At 61.4% G+C, this 15,458-nt stretch carries 17 protein-coding genes; 5 read left to right on the top strand and 12 right to left on the bottom strand.

The window, feature by feature from the left end; translation table 11 throughout:
- The first annotated feature begins 537 nt into the window (after positions 1-537).
- Positions 538-1,035, top strand: a complete 498-nt coding sequence (locus tag ABF821_RS11100; RefSeq protein ID WP_182974269.1) for a DUF3429 family protein — start codon at positions 538-540, stop codon at positions 1,033-1,035.
- A gap of 73 nt (positions 1,036-1,108) precedes the next feature.
- On the top strand, positions 1,109-2,452 hold the full coding sequence (locus ABF821_RS11095; RefSeq protein WP_246402127.1) for an aldehyde dehydrogenase family protein: 1,344 nt from the start codon (positions 1,109-1,111) through the stop codon (positions 2,450-2,452).
- 44 nt (positions 2,453-2,496) lie between these two features.
- Here the strand turns inward: ABF821_RS11095 and ABF821_RS11090 are convergent, their stop codons facing one another.
- The 9 genes from ABF821_RS11090 to ABF821_RS11050 form a co-directional block, all read right to left on the bottom strand.
- Positions 2,497-2,952, bottom strand: coding sequence for a DUF2141 domain-containing protein (locus ABF821_RS11090; protein ID WP_182974267.1), 456 nt, complete (start codon positions 2,950-2,952; stop codon positions 2,497-2,499).
- Positions 2,949-4,091, bottom strand: a complete 1,143-nt coding sequence (locus ABF821_RS11085; RefSeq protein ID WP_182974266.1) for a glycosyltransferase — start codon at positions 4,089-4,091, stop codon at positions 2,949-2,951. The genes ABF821_RS11090 and ABF821_RS11085 overlap by 4 nt, the downstream gene beginning before the upstream one ends.
- Positions 4,088-4,816 (bottom strand): lysophospholipid acyltransferase family protein, encoded by a 729-nt coding sequence (locus ABF821_RS11080; RefSeq protein WP_182974265.1) that lies wholly within the window; start codon positions 4,814-4,816, stop codon positions 4,088-4,090. The genes ABF821_RS11085 and ABF821_RS11080 overlap by 4 nt, the downstream gene beginning before the upstream one ends.
- Before the next feature lie 59 nt (positions 4,817-4,875).
- Positions 4,876-6,438 (bottom strand): phytoene desaturase family protein, encoded by a 1,563-nt coding sequence (locus ABF821_RS11075; protein WP_182974264.1) that lies wholly within the window; start codon positions 6,436-6,438, stop codon positions 4,876-4,878.
- A complete protein-coding gene (crtI, locus tag ABF821_RS11070) occupies positions 6,435-8,015 on the bottom strand; it encodes a phytoene desaturase family protein (RefSeq protein WP_182974263.1) in 1,581 nt (526 codons plus the stop codon). The genes ABF821_RS11075 and crtI overlap by 4 nt, the downstream gene beginning before the upstream one ends.
- A gap of 132 nt (positions 8,016-8,147) precedes the next feature.
- Positions 8,148-8,855 carry an anti-sigma factor domain-containing protein gene (locus tag ABF821_RS11065; protein WP_182974262.1) on the bottom strand — a complete coding sequence of 236 codons (708 nt, stop codon included), beginning with the start codon at positions 8,853-8,855 and terminating at the stop codon, positions 8,148-8,150.
- The gene (locus tag ABF821_RS11060) at positions 8,852-9,361 is read right to left on the bottom strand and encodes a sigma-70 family RNA polymerase sigma factor (RefSeq protein WP_182974261.1); all 510 of its coding nucleotides are present in this window, start codon (positions 9,359-9,361) and stop codon (positions 8,852-8,854) included. Before ABF821_RS11060 ends, ABF821_RS11065 begins: the two co-directional genes overlap by 4 nt.
- Before the next feature lie 72 nt (positions 9,362-9,433).
- On the bottom strand, positions 9,434-9,838 hold the full coding sequence (locus ABF821_RS11055; protein ID WP_182974260.1) for a hypothetical protein: 405 nt from the start codon (positions 9,836-9,838) through the stop codon (positions 9,434-9,436).
- A gap of 106 nt (positions 9,839-9,944) precedes the next feature.
- A complete protein-coding gene (locus tag ABF821_RS11050; protein ID WP_182974259.1) occupies positions 9,945-10,883 on the bottom strand; it encodes an NAD(P)/FAD-dependent oxidoreductase in 939 nt (312 codons plus the stop codon).
- Between the two features lie 276 nt (positions 10,884-11,159).
- Between ABF821_RS11050 and ABF821_RS11045 the strand changes: the two genes are divergently transcribed.
- On the top strand, positions 11,160-11,741 hold the full coding sequence (locus tag ABF821_RS11045; protein WP_182974258.1) for a PAS domain-containing protein: 582 nt from the start codon (positions 11,160-11,162) through the stop codon (positions 11,739-11,741).
- Positions 11,742-11,800: 59 nt separating this feature from the next.
- Complete coding sequence (locus ABF821_RS11040) at positions 11,801-13,309, top strand: cryptochrome/photolyase family protein (RefSeq protein ID WP_182974257.1); 1,509 nt, start codon at positions 11,801-11,803, stop codon at positions 13,307-13,309.
- Here ABF821_RS11040 and ABF821_RS11035 read toward each other — a convergent pair.
- The 3 genes from ABF821_RS11035 to ABF821_RS11025 are packed head-to-tail and all read right to left on the bottom strand — an operon-like array spanning position 13,268 to position 14,507.
- Positions 13,268-13,429 (bottom strand): DUF2256 domain-containing protein, encoded by a 162-nt coding sequence (locus ABF821_RS11035; protein ID WP_218026293.1) that lies wholly within the window; start codon positions 13,427-13,429, stop codon positions 13,268-13,270. The two genes, ABF821_RS11040 and ABF821_RS11035, sit on opposite strands and share 42 nt — an antisense overlap.
- A 2-nt stretch (positions 13,430-13,431) precedes the next feature.
- Positions 13,432-14,157 carry an SDR family NAD(P)-dependent oxidoreductase gene (locus ABF821_RS11030; protein WP_220791793.1) on the bottom strand — a complete coding sequence of 242 codons (726 nt, stop codon included), beginning with the start codon at positions 14,155-14,157 and terminating at the stop codon, positions 13,432-13,434.
- On the bottom strand, positions 14,145-14,507 hold the full coding sequence (locus ABF821_RS11025) for a thiol-disulfide oxidoreductase DCC family protein (protein WP_182974359.1): 363 nt from the start codon (positions 14,505-14,507) through the stop codon (positions 14,145-14,147). The genes ABF821_RS11030 and ABF821_RS11025 overlap by 13 nt, the downstream gene beginning before the upstream one ends.
- Positions 14,508-14,688: 181 nt before the next feature.
- Between ABF821_RS11025 and ABF821_RS11020 the strand changes: the two genes are divergently transcribed.
- Entirely contained in the window at positions 14,689-15,324 is a 636-nt protein-coding gene (locus ABF821_RS11020; RefSeq protein WP_415530029.1) for an NAD(P)-dependent oxidoreductase, read from the top strand.
- The last annotated feature ends 134 nt before the right edge of the window (positions 15,325-15,458 follow it).

Genomic DNA, 15,458 nt, shown 5'->3' with positions numbered 1-15,458 from the left:
CTTGTGCCACCACATCCCGGATCTCCACCAGTTCCAGTTCCAGTGTCCGGGTTCAGCCGCGAGAACCATTCGGACGATACGCGGGCGCTACGCTCTCCGCGCGACGGATCGATCCGGAAGCCGCCGGACGCCGCACCACGGGACGCAGGGGGCAGGATGGTGGTCGTGGTCATGGAAAACTCTCCTCTGATGCCGGTTATTCGGCACCAAAGGCAAAGCCGACCTCTTCCTCCTATGACTACTTCCCACGCGGGATCCCATCCATCCCCAGAAACACCCAGCCCCTCATCCCGGAACACGGCGTCCCCGTCACCTCCCGGAAATCACGACCGCAATGGGGGGTTAACGGAAGGTTGGCTTTCGGTCAAAACAAATGGAAAGCCGTCATTTGTACGGTAGAGTTCGTTATGGTAAGCCGCTAATCTGACCAACACGGACGGTACGCGCGTCGTCTTTGCCGGCAATGAGCCGTAGAAAAAACAGCCGGTTCCGTGGCTGAACTCAGCGTTAAGTCGCATAACGGAAATGAGGAGATTCATGGCAGTCAGGGTTTATCACGGTCAGGAATCAGACGCGCACCAAACCCCCGCGGAAGGTTTCCTGCTTGGCTGGAGCGCGGTCCTCGTTCTGTTCCTCTGCCTTATCGGCATCTGCTTTTTGCCCCGTCGAACAGCGACCGTGCTGCGACGCTTCGCCCTTCTGTGGGCGGCGACACTCCTTTGTTTTTTCGGCGGCGTCCATCGCGGCGCCAGCTTTTATAACCGTGAGGGGCCGATTCTCTCGGAGATCTCGGCGATGCTGCTTCTCTACTTCACCGGCCTTCTCGCTCTTGCCCTGCCACGCGAGGAAAATTCCTGGCGCCTTCTCCAGGCGGGTTATCTCTTGACTCTCATCGCAGACGTCGGCCTGGCGAAGAAAAAGAGGCTACCGTCATTCTTTGCCCGTCTGAGACCGCCGCAAATGTCTGCCGCCTTGTTGGTTATCAGCCTGCTGGCCGCGACGAAATCCGGTGCGTACCCGCAGTCTTCCACTTAGCGGCGGCATCTGATGGCAGTCTTACCTCCGGGCAAGGACCCAGGGCGCAAGTCACGGCTGTAAGGAAATGCATTTGACCGGTTTCTCCCACTTGCGCGAACAGCTCCGCGACACTTCAGCAAGATGGGCTTCGCGCTCCGTCGCGGACCGTCTTGCAATCATTCGGAAATTCAGACGTCTGCTGGCGCGCCGCAGCGAGTTGATCGCCAGCAAGATTCAGTTCAGGCCACTCGCGGATACGATGGCCGCAGAGATTTTGCCTCTGCTTGATGCGGCGCGGTTTCTTGAGCGCGAAGCTCATGCATTGCTGCGTCCACGCCGCGTCGGCTGCAAAGGGCGTCCGTTGCTGCTCGCTGGAACGCGGGCCGTCATACAACGGCGACCGCTCGGCGCCGTGCTCATTCTTGCCCCGTCGAACTATCCGCTTTTCCTGACAGGCTGCCAGATGTTGCAGGCGATCACCGCCGGAAACGCCGTCGCGGTAAAACCTGCACCCGGACAGACCGGCTGCGTCGCCGCCTTGAGCGAACTGCTGTCGTCTGCCGGAGTTCCGCCCGGTTTGATCAGGATACTGGAAGATACAGACTCCGCCGGCGAAGCTGCGGTGCGGGCCGGGTTCGACCATATCATTCTCACAGGTGCGGCCTCGACCGGGCGCAGGGTGGCCCGGCTCGCAGCGGAGACCCTTACGCCCTTGACGCTCGAATTGTCGGGCAACGACGCGGTCTTCGTAATGCCCGGCGCCGATCTTGAGCATGTTGCGCGATCTCTGGCGTTCGGGATGCGTCTCAATGGCGGGGCCACCTGCATCGCACCGCATCGCGTGTTCATCGCCGAGACCATGGCGCAGGAAATGGAAGCACGTCTGCTGCGCCATCTGGCGAAGCTGCGCGTACCCAAGCCAAACCCGCCAGTCTCCGCCATTCTTGCCAACCTGACGGTCGAAGCTGTGGCCGACGGAGCATCTGCGCGCGACATCGGCGGCGTCACCTTTCTGACCAACGCAAATCCGCACATGGCGCTGTTGCGCGCGGATGTTTTCGCGCCCTGGCTCGCGTTGATCCCGTCGCGATCCATGGCCGAGGCCGTCCGCTCCGATCTCGCCTGCCCCTATGCCCTCGGTGCGTCCCTGTTCGGACCGGAAGCAGCCTGCCGTAAGCTTGCGTCGGATTTACGCGCCGGTTCGATCGTCATCAACGATCTCATCGCTCCCACCGCCGATCCGCGGCTCCCGTTCGGAGGGACCGGCGAAAGTGGATACGGCTCCACCCGGGGCGCGGAAGGTTTGCTTACCCTGACCAGGCCGGTGACGATCAGCGTGCGACGCGGTCCATGGCCGCGCTTGCACTTGCGCTCGCCCGGATCCGGAGATGGCCGCAGGCTGGCAGGCGTTGCCCGATGGCTGAATTTTTTCTAAAAAATTATTTGTCGTCAATACGCGCATAGCGCGAGCCCGCTTCATCACCTGAGCCGAAGGGGAACTGTAACGGTGCCCCCCTCCGCAGGGATACGGAGCGCCGCATCGGCAAACGAGGGCGGTCCCATTCGCATCGGCGGATTGCGCGCAAAGCCGATGGGTTCGGTCGGAATCCCGAAGAAGCTTCTATCCAGCTTGCCATTTCCGTTACGATCCTCGAACGCTGCGACAGCGTATGTACCGGCGGGAACATTCGCTATGATCGCGGTTACCTCACCCCGGGCCGCTGGAACAAGCGCGTGCAGGGCGCACTGGGTTCCGGGGAATTCCGCCTCTGTGCAGATTCCGATCCGAACCAATCCAACGGAGTCCGGAATGTTCGTCACAGTGACCGTCATATCCCCGGCTTGCGCCATCGCAGGCGAGAGAGCTAAACCCGCCGCGAGCGCCAGAGAGAGTGAGCGTAACGCGTTCCGGTTGATGGCGGCCTGAAGATTCATGATGTCTGACGCTTTCCTGAAGAATAGAGGCGACCCCGCCACTCAACCGGACGTCCCATGAGTTTGTGAAACAGGGCGCGCCATTGCAGCAGCAGCAATAGGGCAACGCCGAGCGGCGACGTCGCGACCGAAAGCATATCCTGTCGGAACCGAATGGCGAGCAGCGCGCGCAGTCCGAACGCGCAGGCCAGGGCGGAGACCGAGGCCCGATCCACGCGGCGGCCAAGCTGAATCAACGGAAAAACATGCCCCCCAGCAAGCAGGAACGTCCAGACCGGCAGTGCCTTCGGGGTGGCCATGCCTTCCGTCGCGTTGCGTGACAGGCCGGCCCAGACCGCGCGATTGCTTCGATACATCCGGCAGACGGCAAGGTCGGTGACGTCGATGACGGCCGTGCGCAGGCCTGCGCGACGAAAAGCGCGCGCGAGCGACAGCGCGTCGTGGAGCCGCGCGCGAACCGCCGCGTGACCGCCAACCATGCGCCATGCCGACCGCCGGACGAGAATGAGCTGTCCGCACGCCGCCGCAAAGGCCGGCCGGTCGCCCTTATCCAGAATCACCGGGAGATAGCCGAACAGCACGAGATGGATCAGCGGAATCAGCAACCGTTCAAGAACGCCGCATACGATCTGTCGTGGCACGCCGCTCGCGAGATCGACGGCAGGATTGTCATTCATCCAGGTGGCAAACCGATTGAGGCTGTCCGGGAAAACCCTGACATCGGCATCGAGGAACAGCATCAGTTCATGCGACGCCGCCTGACCGAGACACGAGCAGGCATGAGGCTTTCCGTGCCAGCCGGACGGCAGATCCGGCGCTGGGATGACCCGCAGCCGGTCGTCGTGAATGCCGTTCAGGACGGCGCGGGTCCCGTCCGTCGAGTGGTCGTCCAGCACGATAAGTTCGAGATCGATGTCACGTGAGGCGAGAATAGCGGTCACCGCGGCGGCGATGGTCGCCTCCTCGTCACGCGCCGGGATCAGCACCGAGATCGAAGGCCGCCCGCGCCACCGGCGGGGCCTGCGCACCATAAGGAGATTACTCGCAGCGATCGCCAGAGGCAGCGCAGCGAGCACGAGACCAAGCCGGGAGGCGGTCGAGCCAGGGCGCTGCCACCAGGCGAGAGGGGGGGGGCTCATGGACGACGAGGCTCCATCATGTGGCGGCGATCGAAACGCTCGCCCCTGACGAGCGCGCGAAGCCGCCGTCCCAGATCATAAAGACCACCGACACCTGCCGTTCCCCGCAGCAGCATGGAAAAATGCGCCGGGTCCCGGCTTTTCGCCTCGCAGGCGAGTTCGTCCATCGCCTGGGTCAGCGCGACCTCGATCCGCGCATTGAGCTCTTTCGGTCTTTCAGACGCCCTGACGAAGACAGGCTCGCCAAAGCGAGCCAGCGCCTCCGGGCGGCTCTCGTTCCAGAAAACATATTCCAGCGCGAGCGGCAGAACGACCGGGTTTTCCGTCAGGCAGGCGAGGTGCGCAACGCCGGGCCGCAGCGCCACCGGTCGTTGGCGCGCGTCGGAAAAGCGTCCTTGCGCCGCAATCCAGAGCATCGAGCGGGGATCGGCGAGGATCGCTTTGCCGGTGCGTAGGAAGCGCCCGATCGAACGCGGGTCGCGCGCATCGACGCCGAACAGCCCCGCACGCTCCAACAGGGGATAGCGGGCGAGAGACGCCGCATCCATCGGGCCGAATCCCCGCCGATAGGCCGGGAACAGGCTGCCCAGAAGAAAATACATCGCGGGATCCCACCATGAGGGATGATTGGCGCAGACGATCACCGGGCGCCCGGCGCAAGCCTCCATTGGAATGCCGCCAGAAAGGCGCACGGCATCGAACTGACGCCGGAGCGCCCTGATCATCGCCAGGGTCGTCAGACGCACTATCAGTGAGGAACGCGACGGGACATCCCCGGCGCGCTTCAGGCGCGGACGACTCCGCATCGGGCACCCCCCGATGCTCGCGCCGCGCTCCCATCACCGAGATCGCGATCGAGGCAGTCAGCGGCGATCCAGCCCGACATAAGGACCATCGGCATTCCCGGCCCCGGATGGGCGGCTCCTCCAGCGAGATAAAGTCCGGCCAACTCGCGCGAGCGGTTCGCCGGCTTGAACGCGCCAGTGAACGCGCCGTGACTCGCCAACCCGTAGATCGCGCCGCGCAGAACACGGTAGCGGTCGTGAATGTCCTGTGGTGTGAGATGCGCCTCGGTCACGATGCGGTCCTCGATATCCGGCATACCGCCGCAGCGCTTGAGCTTTTCAAGGATCGTCCTGCGATAGGCGGGAAACATTTTCTCCCAGTCCTGACCACGGCGGATGAAAGGCGTGTGGGCCAGCACATAAAGCGCTTCCCCACCGGGAGGCGCAACTGAAGGGTCGGTTCGCGCCGGGGCCGCGAGATAGCAGGTGGGATCGGCGGCCGGAATTCCGGCCCGGTAGATATCCTCGAACTCCTGCTCCGGATCGTGCGAGAACAGGAAATCATGATGCAGGAGATGTTCGTATCCGCGATCAAGCCCGAGATAGAGCACCACGCCCGAGCAAGCCGGTCGCTTGCGCTTCCATCGCCGCGCGAACGCTGCCGCCGGTTCTCCGCCGACGAGTTCACGCATCGTCCGCACGCTGTCCATGTTCGACACAACGGCCGAGACCTTGATCTGTTCGCCACACGCGGTCTCGACTGCCCGGACGCGCCCGTCGCGTTCAACGATACGTGTGACGTCGACGCCAGCCTGCAGCCGCACGCCCAATTCGCCCGCAAGACGGATCAGTGCATCCGGGACCGCGCGGGTGCCTCCCATCGGATACCAGACCCCGCCTTGGGCCTGCATGTGGGCGATCGAGCACAGAACGGCAGGCGAAAGCGCTGGCGACGATCCCACATATTGGGTCATGTGATCGAGCATTTGGCTAGCCCGCGGATCGGCGACCCGGCGGCGTATTTCACGCGCGACGTTCGATCCCATCCGCAGGCTCAGGACCTGACGTAGCGTCGACAGGTCCATGTTCGCGCGCAAGTCGACCGTGTCGCGCAGTCCGCCGACCGACTTCCAGAAGAAAAAATTTTCCGAGACCTCGTGCAGACCGCGGCTCATTTCGATCAGCCGGCGGTATCCGTCGCCGTCGCCGGGCGAAAGTGCCTCCAGTCTAGCGGCCATCGCTTCGATATTCTCTTCAAGGTCGAGCACGAGCCCGTCCTCGAAGAAACAGCGCCATTGCGGGTCGAGGCGCCGCAGATCGAGCCGCTCATCCATATCCACCCCGGCCTCGTCGAATACGCGGCGCAGCACCTCGGGCACAGTCAGGATTGTCGGCCCCATATCGAAGCGGAACCCGTCCTGTTCCAGCACGGCCGCCTTGCCGCCGAACCAGCCGTTCTTCTCGAACAAGGTGACCGGCCAGCCGCGCGCCGCCAGCGTGCAGGCACTCGCCAGCCCCGCGAGACCGCCGCCGATCACGGCCACGGGCAGAGTTGCGCTCATATCGGTTCTCCGTGCTGAAAGGCGCCCGCTGGCGCGACAAAAGAGTTTGAGGCGCGGGGCGCTTTAGCCAGCCCCAGATCGTCCGCCAGAAGGGCGCAGGACACGCGCGCGCCGGAAAAAATCACCGGCAGACCGCTGCCCGGATGCGTGCCGCCGCCCACGAGATAGACCCGCTCAAGATCCTCGAAACGGTTGTGGGGACGAAGGTAGAGCATCTGGTCCAGCGAATGGGCGAGATTGAAGACCGCGCCCCGATGGACGTCCATTTCGTCTTCCCAGTCCTGGGGTGTCACGATTTTTTCAAACCGGATGCGATGCTCCAGATCTGGAAATCCCGCATCACGCAGTCTCGCGAGGACAAGTGCCCGCGCCCGTGCCCGCGTCTCTTCCGACCAATCCAGACCGTCTTCGCGCAAATGACCGACGGGCATCAGCACATACAGCGTGGAAAACCCCGCCGGCGCCAGGCCCGGATCGGTGACACAGGCGTTCTGCACGTAAAGCGACGGATCTTGAGGGAGCGTCAGGCCCGCCTCGACCTCGGCGAAATTCTTCTGGTATTCACGGGAGAGAAATATGGAATGGTGACCAATCGTGTCCAGCCGCCCCTCGATTCCGAGATAGAGCATAAAGGTGGAACAGGAATAGCGCTTGCCGGTGATCTTCCGGTCCGTCCAGCGGCGGCGTAGTCTATCGGGAACAAGGCGCGTCATCGCCCGACCGAAATCCGCGTTCACCACGACGGCGTCTGCGGGATGGACGCCATTCGCTGTGACGACGCCGACGGCCCGCCGTCCGGAAAATGCGATTTGGCTGACGGCCTCGCCCATGCGGAAACGGACGCCGAACCGTTCCGCCGCGCGCCGCATGGCGGCCATCACGGCCCGCGTGCCGCCAATCGGATGATGGACGCCGAATTCATGCTCCATGAAGCCGAGAATCGTGAACAGACTCGGACAGCGGTACGGTGACATGCCGAGATATTTACTTTGAAACGAGAAGGCGAGCCGCGTCCGGGGGTCATTGAAATAGCGCGCCAGATCGGCGTCCACCGAACGATGCGGACGCAGGAGCGGCAGGGCCTTGAGCATATCGAGCCGGGCAACATCCGCGAGCGAATTGAATGGCCTTTGCAGGATCGGCGCAAACGCTTCCAGCTTACGCCGGTTTTCTGTCAGAAAGGGACGGACGCCCACCGCGTCCGTGGCACTTATTTTGGCTATTTCCGCTTCGAGATCATCGACGCGAGACGAGACCGACAATTTCGGACCATCTTCGAAGATCAGGTCATAATGGTGATCAAGCCGTGCAAGTGAGACTTCGCGATCGAGATCGAGGCCGCATTCGGCGAAGAGGCTCCGCAACATCTCGGGATAGAGAAAAAAAGTCGGGCCGATATCAAAGCTGAAAATCCCGTCCTGCGTCGTGCCCCTGAAGGCACCGGATCGGCCCCCCTCCTCGTTCCGGCTTTCAAAAACCGTCACTTCGGCGCCACGATGACCGAGCAGCATCGCGGCCGCCAGTCCGCCGGGACCCGAGCCTATAATGGCGACCCGGCAGTCTTCCGCATCTGACATACACCCGCTCCCAATAGCATGCGACGGCGTCTTCGGATGCACGAAGACGCCGTGGTTAAAGGGATTACGGAGGAGGCAAGCATTTGGATGAGGGGCAGATTACTTTTTATGAGATTGGGCGTTTCCGGGCGGTTACTCTGGAAGCGGCGAAAGCCTTCCAGCGAACAATATCGCACCGGAAACCTGCCCCGTTGATGAACCGCCGGACGGCTCGTCGGTGATCATGAACTGGGCGCTGCTGAACGTCATCTTCTCTCTGATTGCGATATTTCCTTCGCCGCGCAAGACGCCGAGCGATCTCGGCTCTTTCTCGCCGTCGGGCAAAACCCACAGCTCCAGATCGCGACCGCTTCGAGCGTGGATGCGACCGCTATTCTCAACGGTAAGGCTCCCGTCGGCGGCCAGGCTAACGACAAACCCGGCCTGCGCGTCCGTTGGCGCAAGTGCTGCGACGAAGCGCGCCTGCCGGTCTTCCAGACGATCCCGTGAGAGAATTACGCCGGCGAGAACGACTGCCGCAAGGCTCATGCCTGCCGTGGCTGCGCGCCAGAAGGCGATGCTCCGGGCCCACGAAGCAGAGCCTCGTGGCGATCGGACAGGCCGGTCCGCAATTCCGGTCGAGCGGGCAATCCGGTGCCAGAGATCGGCAGGCGGAGGCACGGGCGCCGGCACGGTGAGCAGGGGCGCGAGCCGCTGTTCCCAGGAGGCGATCAACGGCGCCATCGACGGATCGGCCTCGACCCGCATTGCCTCTTCTTCCGGGATTAGCCGCAGGACATATTCGCCTGCCACGATATAGCGGTCGTCGTCCGACCCAGGGATCTGCGGTCGATCGCTCATGACCCAAGGCAACTCCTTAAGGCACCCAGTGCGCGCCGCACCCAGGATTTGATCGTCCCAAGGGGTGTCGCAAGCGTTTGCGCAAGCTCGGCATGCGACTGCCCATCAAGAAATGCGAGAACCACGACCTCCCGATATCGCGGCTCAAGAGTATCCAGGCAAAGCCGCAGCGCCCGCCCCTGTTCCGAACTCTCTAGATTGTCTAAAGGATCGGGGGCCCGATCCACTTCTTCCGGCCGCTCATAACCGCTTTCCTCCCGCCGCGTTCGACGATGAATGTCGATTGCCCGATAGCGAAGCAGGGTCCCAAGCCAGGCGCCGACGCTTCCGCGCTCTGGGTCGAAGCGCGCCGCCCGCTGCCAGATCTCGACGAACGTGTCATGCACCGCGTCGGCCGCTATCTCCGGCTGTCGCAGCAGGCGGAGGGCCAGACCGTAGAGTTGTGGCGACTGCTGGTCGTAGAGAGTTCGAAAAGCGGCGTGATCCCCGACGGCGATCCGCAGCATCAGGTGTTCAAGACTTCCGTCTGGATTGATACTCAAAAATGTCCTCGCTCTCGTCAATTGTCGTGGCATTTCCTAATACAGAATCAGGCAGATCAGGCCGCCGAAAATGATCATGCTCCAGAACAACCGAATCACTAGACGATCAATCATGGTCCGATGCGCGAGAAACATCATGAGTGGATCGGTTTTCTCCGCTCCACAGCTTTCATCGCGTCTCCGGCGTCGGGCAAGACGATCCTGTTCATTAACGTCAACGGCGGCCATCCAGCGCTCGCGGAGCACGAGGATGTCCTCCCGCCGGTAGAGCCTCACGTTTCGCACTTTCAGGGACGGTGCTCCGCAGCCAAGCAGGTTAAGTTTGCGCATCGTCCCCGGTTCGATCCCCAGAACCTTGCATGCTTCGTCACGATCAAGAAGCGTCCTTTCGGAAGCGCGCAGCATGACGAGTTTCGGGGTTTCCTTCTCCTGATGTTTCATGACTCGTCCTTTCGGCTGAATGTTCGCGTAGGCTTCACGGGATGGATGTCCACTTGTGATGACATCGCGAAATGCGAGGGCGAAATTGAGTTACAGGATCCCCTCCTCAGGCGAGAATTTTTGCCGCAAGTGCCGCGCCAGATTGCCAGGCCAGTTCTATGCGCGGCCCCAACAGCCAGTCGCCGCAGGCCCCCAGACGCAGGTCGGGATTCCAGAGGGCACCACATGAAGAAGGTCGCGTCATTGCGTAGCGCCAGCGATGCGCAGCGAGACATTTTCGGTCAGGCAAGGAGACGCCCCATGTCTGATTTGTCAGCCACGCGGCTAATCGTTCCGCAACATCCTCCGCGTCCTTCTCCAGATGCCGAAACGACCAATCTGATCCGGCCTGCACGACCCATGTTTCCGGCGTATCCCGGCCGGGCTTAGAGCTGTTGCGTGCTGCCCAAGCGATCGGTCCAGCAGAGCGAAGAATATCGGTCTCGATGGGCAACCGATCCGAAAACGCGATCATCGCCGTCCAGCAAGGCCGCGAACGCGCAGCCACGGCATGAGCAGCCATTTGCAGATCGTGTGCCCCCAGAAAGGCGGCGGCCTGCTCTGCCGGAAGAGCCAGAATGGCGGCGTCATAGGGACCATGGGCGCATCCATCTTGCAGCATGATCCGCCACTTCCGCCCTTCCGATGCCAGTCCCATAACGTGGCTGGAGAAATGCACCTCCTGCTGCGCGGCCATGTGCGCGACCGGCGCGTTCATACCGGGCGTGCCCACCCAGGCATCGGCTCCGGCGACAGGCCATGGCGCTACCACGCCCCGAATATGCCAATGCGCCACCTGTTCGCGGAACGATGCTCCGCGCGCAGTGAAATATTGGGCCCCATGATCGAAGGCCAGTGTCTCCTCGTTCACGGATATGCACCGCGTCGATATCCGTCCACCTGCACCACGACCTTTGTCGAACAATGTCACCGCGTGGCCAGCCTTGCAGATCGCCTGTGCGCAGGTCAGCCCCGCCATTCCAGCTCCGATAATAACGATGCGCATTGTTGCCTCCGATTTAACAGGCCGTCATGTCGGCTGGAACGGCTCGGGACGACCTCGCTTCTTTGGCGTGGTCGCAGACTTCCTTGCACGAACAAATGGCGGTCATGACATTCATAAGGCGTTGGCCTTCCCGGCATTATGCGAAAGATACCGTTACGGTTGACTAGCTTTCATATCCGGGCATCGGGCGGTTGTCGGCAATATGGCAAAAAGGGTATGTTCGTTTTCTTTTCGGACGCTGGAAATGGTTGGCGCCGGAGCGTGGAGTAGTGGCCGATGGCTATTTCAGACATGATCGCTGACAGTATAGTCGCTGCTGTAATCAGCGATCCGCGGCTGCCCGACAATCCGATCATCGAATGCAACGCCGCGTTCGAGGCTTTGACCGGTTATACCCGTGAGGAGGTCATCGGCCGCAATTGTCGTTTTCTGACCGGGGCCGGGACGGAGCCGCAGTTGATGGAAACCCTCCGTGCAGGCATCCGCGAACGACGGCCGGTGATGGTCGAGATTCTTAATTACAGGAAGGACGGCCATCCTTTTCGCAATGCCGTGATGGTGGCGCCTATATTCGATAGCGAAGGGGAACTCCTTTATTTTCTCGGCTCCCAGATGCAGATTCCGGACGGGCCCGACGAAAGCCGCGCAGCGGCCGCGCGCCTCAAGGTCGAAGGGTTATCGCCCCGGCAACGCACGGTGTTGCTGGCGATGGCAAAGGGCCAGCTCAACAAGCAGATTGCTCATGCGTTGGGGGTGTCCGAGCGTACGGTCAAAATGCATCGTGCCGCCATGTTGCGCGCCTTGGGCGCGCAGACGACCGCCGATGCCGTGCGCCTTGCAATCGAAGCGGGATTCTGACGGATTTTTGCCCCTGAAGTCAGGCTTTGCGTCAGGGGGCGGCAAGCTAATCTTTCGACATGAAACGTATAGTTCTTGTTCTGGGCGACCAGCTGACGCCGGCCCTATCCTCCCTTCGAGCGGCCGACCGGGAAAACGATGTGGTGTTGATGGCGGAGGTCATCGCCGAGGCCACGTATGTCCGCCATCACAAGAAGAAGATCGTGCTGATCCTCGCGGCAATGCGGCATTTCGCAGCGGAATTGCGCATGTCCGGCTGGCGTGTCGATTACGTCACATTAAGCGATCCGGCCAATTCCGGCAGCCTGCGCGGCGAGGTGATGCGCGCATCCGCCCGGCACGGTGCGGCGCAGGTCTTCGCCACAGAGCCTGGCGAATGGCGCCTGATGCAGGAAATGGCACAATGGCCGTCACTCACCCTGCTGCCCGACGATCGCTTTCTGGCCGATCGTCACCGCTTTGCCACCTGGGCTGAAAAACGCACGGGCCTTCGGATGGAGCATTTCTATCGGCTGATGCGCCGCAAGACAGGTCTGTTGATGGAAGGCGACCAGCCTGCCGGGGGAAAATGGAATTTCGATCGCGACAATCGCAACCCGGCGCCGGGCGCTCTGGTTATGCCTGATCCGCTGCGTTTCGAGTCCGACACGATCACACGCGATGTGCTGAAGATGGTGGCGACGTGTTTTCCTGATCATTTCGGCGAACTGAATCCTTTCTGGTTCGCTGTCACCCGCGCCGGGGCCGAGGCTGCTTTCGCCCATTTTTTGCGCCATGGCCTCCGAGATTTCGGCCGCTATCAGGATGCAATGCTAAAGGGGCATCGTTTTCTCTGTCATTCAGTGGTGTCGGCCTATCTCAACCTTGGCCTGCTCAACCCGCTGACGATGTGCCGCGCGGTGGAGGCTGAGTGGCGCGCGGGGCGTGTGCCGCTTAACAGCGCGGAGGGTTTCATCCGTCAGATCATTGGTTGGCGCGAGTTTGTCCGCTGCATCTATTGGTGGCGCGGACCCGAGTATGCGCAGAGCAATGCGCTGGACGCGCATCGGCCTCTGCCGTCTTTTTACTGGAGCGCCGACACGCCCATGAGCTGCGTGGGCGCCTGTGTCTCCCAGACGCGCGAAGAGGCCTACGCCCATCATATCCAGCGGCTGATGATCACCGGCAATTTCGCGCTGCTCGCCGGGATAAACCCGCACGCGCTTCATGAATGGTATCTGGCGGTCTACGCCGACGCGTTCGAGTGGGTCGAACTGCCCAACACCATCGGCATGAGCCAGTTTGCCGACGGCGGTCTTTTGGCCAGTAAACCCTATGCGGCCAGCGGTGCCTATATCCATCGCATGAGCGATTATTGCGAGGCCTGCACCTACGACGTCAAGGCAAAGGAGGGGCCGAAAGCCTGCCCGTTCAATCTGCTTTACTGGCATTTTGTCGCGCGCCATGCCGACCGGCTGCGCGGCAATCCGCGCATGGCACAGATGGTGCGCACATGGGAGGGGTTCGCACCCGAAAAACAGGCCCGGTTAACGCGTGACGCCGAGCGTTTTCTCGCTTCCCTTGGTTGAGCGGCAGCGGGTGGAGCAATAGCGCACGGAACTCCAGTCGCGCGCCCATTTTCTGCGCCAGACGAAGGGCCGCCCGCAGGCCGCGCAGAGTTTGCTCGGCAGATCGGCTTTTCTGCGCATTTTCACCAAGGCAGCCTTTCTCCATTCCACGCAATCAGTCTGCCGCTATCGGCAGTGGTGAGAGTCTCGATCACCCGCAGAAGATTCTCTGCCGACGTGGCGGGCGAAAAGAGCGTTCCCGCTGGCACGGCACCTTGGAATGGCGCTGAAAGCGCGGTGCCCACGGTGCCGGGGTGCAGGGCCACGACGATCGCCTCAGGGTGGGTGCGCCGCATCTCGATAGCGAAATTGACCACCAGCATGTCAAGCGCCGCCTTGCTGGCACGATAGGCATGCCAGCCTCCCAACCGGTTGTCGCCAATGGAGCCGACCCGTGCGGAGAGAACCGCGAAAACCGAGCGTCGATCGCGTGGCAGACGTGGCAGCACATGCTTGGCAATCAGCGCCGGCCCGGTGGTGTTGATGGCGAAGACGCGGGCCATGGACGCGGCATCGAGGCTGCGAAATGTCTTTTCGGGAACAATGTTCCGCACCCGATCATGCAGAATCCCGGTGGTTAACAGGACCAATTCGGGGGTGTGCTCGATTGAGGCCGCGGCGTCGGCAATGCTGTTCTCGTCGGTCAAATCGAAGGTGAACGGCGACACCGTGGCACCAAAGCCGACGCATGGTCGGCGTGATCCCGCATGGATGCGCGCATAGCGCCCAGACGCGGCAAGGCGTTCGACGACAGCATGGCCGATGCCGCCGCCGGCGCCGAACACAGCTGCTACCCTCATCTCAGCCATCGCTGCAGGATCGGCCGCACCCTAAGAAACCGACGGTAACCTGCCTCAAGAACCCACAGGACCGGTTTCAGCCGGGCGAGTTCGCCAAGCGGTCGCAGCGCCGGAATGACGCGCCACATGGCCGCAAAAGCGGCGGCGCCGTCATAAAGCACACTGCCTTGCTGGGCATGGAAACGATCGAGCAGCAATTGCCGGTCGAGAGGGCAGGCCTGCGCCGGGTCGGTGAGATCGACGAAGTGAATACGCTTTGCCCGATCCCATCGGCGCATCAGCGCGATCTCGCGCAGGCAGAGTGGACAGCCGCCATCGTACCATACGGTGAAGGTATCGTCGTCGTGTCGATCATTCATTATCACATCTTGCAATACTTCCCGCCCTGTGACGACCTGACATTTCGGGAACATGTCAGGTCGTCCGGGTTACTGCCTGGCATCCTGACTGGGCATCTGGCGCCTATGCCCTAAATGACGTGTTTCCTCTGTGGCACCCTCAAAGGATGATGATGGAAGACAAGTGTGTTGGAGGCGTGTTGTGTTTGTTCTGGTGATGGGTGCATCGCGAGGCCTCGGGCTCGAAGTCGTCAAGGCGGCGCTTGGCCAAGGTCATAGTGTCAGAGCCTTTGCTCGCGGCGCCTCCGGCATCAAACTGACGCACGATCGGCTTGAGAAATTCCCCGGTGATGCTCTGGCGTCGCAGGACCTGAGGCGAGCGCTCGTCGGCGTCGATGGGGTAATACAGGTTCTGGGGGTTTCCAACCGTGATTTGTTCAGACCGATCGACTTGTTTTCCCAGGCTACGGGGGTCTTGGTGCCTTTGATGATCAGCCAGGGCGTGCGCCGGTTGGTGGCTGTAACCGGCTTTGGTGCAGGCGACAGTGCCGCTGCTATCGGTCCGTTTCAGCGCCTGCCCTTTCGTATGCTGTTTGGTCGCGCTTATGACGACAAGACCCGGCAGGAAAGGCTTATCGTCGCCAGCGGTCTGGACTGGACGATCTGGCGACCGGGCGTGCTGATCAACGGGAGCATCAGCGGCAAAGCTAAAATCTTAATGGCACCGGCACAGTGGCGAAACGGTGTTGTGTCTCGCGGAGATGTCGCAGCTAACGTGGTATCCCATCTTACAGATGTAGCGATGATTGGCCAAAAACCTGTTATTATCCGGTTTTAAATATATTAAATTTCTATATTAAATAAAACTTTTCTCTGTTTTTTATAATATATAACCTAAACATTTTCTTTCCATAAATAAATAATCTTTAATATTATTATAAAAACTGCAAATTAAAATATTATAACGCCTTA

This window comes from Gluconacetobacter sp. (genome assembly GCF_047721585.1).
Taxonomy (GTDB): Bacteria; Pseudomonadota; Alphaproteobacteria; order Acetobacterales; family Acetobacteraceae; genus Gluconacetobacter; species Gluconacetobacter dulcium.
The sequence above is the reverse complement of the archived record's forward strand: the minus strand, read 5'-3'. Positions and strand labels throughout refer to the sequence as shown.

Bases quoted from the DNA above. Each gene is read 5' to 3' on its own strand.
- ABF821_RS11100 (WP_182974269.1), top strand. From the start codon at position 538: ATGGCAGTCAGGGTTTATCACGGTCAGGAATCAGACGCGCACCAAACC.
- ABF821_RS11090 (WP_182974267.1), bottom strand. From the start codon at position 2,952: ATGAATCTTCAGGCCGCCATCAACCGGAACGCGTTACGCTCACTCTCT.
- ABF821_RS11085 (WP_182974266.1), bottom strand. From the start codon at position 4,091: ATGAGCCCCCCCCCTCTCGCCTGGTGGCAGCGCCCTGGCTCGACCGCC.
- ABF821_RS11080 (WP_182974265.1), bottom strand. From the start codon at position 4,816: ATGATCAGGGCGCTCCGGCGTCAGTTCGATGCCGTGCGCCTTTCTGGC.
- ABF821_RS11075 (WP_182974264.1), bottom strand. From the start codon at position 6,438: ATGAGCGCAACTCTGCCCGTGGCCGTGATCGGCGGCGGTCTCGCGGGG.
- crtI (WP_182974263.1), bottom strand. From the start codon at position 8,015: ATGTCAGATGCGGAAGACTGCCGGGTCGCCATTATAGGCTCGGGTCCC.
- ABF821_RS11065 (WP_182974262.1), bottom strand. From the start codon at position 8,855: ATGAGCGATCGACCGCAGATCCCTGGGTCGGACGACGACCGCTATATC.
- ABF821_RS11060 (WP_182974261.1), bottom strand. From the start codon at position 9,361: ATGCTGCGGATCGCCGTCGGGGATCACGCCGCTTTTCGAACTCTCTAC.
- ABF821_RS11055 (WP_182974260.1), bottom strand. From the start codon at position 9,838: ATGAAACATCAGGAGAAGGAAACCCCGAAACTCGTCATGCTGCGCGCT.
- ABF821_RS11050 (WP_182974259.1), bottom strand. From the start codon at position 10,883: ATGCGCATCGTTATTATCGGAGCTGGAATGGCGGGGCTGACCTGCGCA.
- ABF821_RS11045 (WP_182974258.1), top strand. From the start codon at position 11,160: ATGGCTATTTCAGACATGATCGCTGACAGTATAGTCGCTGCTGTAATC.
- ABF821_RS11040 (WP_182974257.1), top strand. From the start codon at position 11,801: ATGAAACGTATAGTTCTTGTTCTGGGCGACCAGCTGACGCCGGCCCTA.
- ABF821_RS11035 (WP_218026293.1), bottom strand. From the start codon at position 13,429: ATGCGCAGAAAAGCCGATCTGCCGAGCAAACTCTGCGCGGCCTGCGGG.
- ABF821_RS11030 (WP_220791793.1), bottom strand. From the start codon at position 14,157: ATGGCTGAGATGAGGGTAGCAGCTGTGTTCGGCGCCGGCGGCGGCATC.
- ABF821_RS11025 (WP_182974359.1), bottom strand. From the start codon at position 14,507: ATGAATGATCGACACGACGACGATACCTTCACCGTATGGTACGATGGC.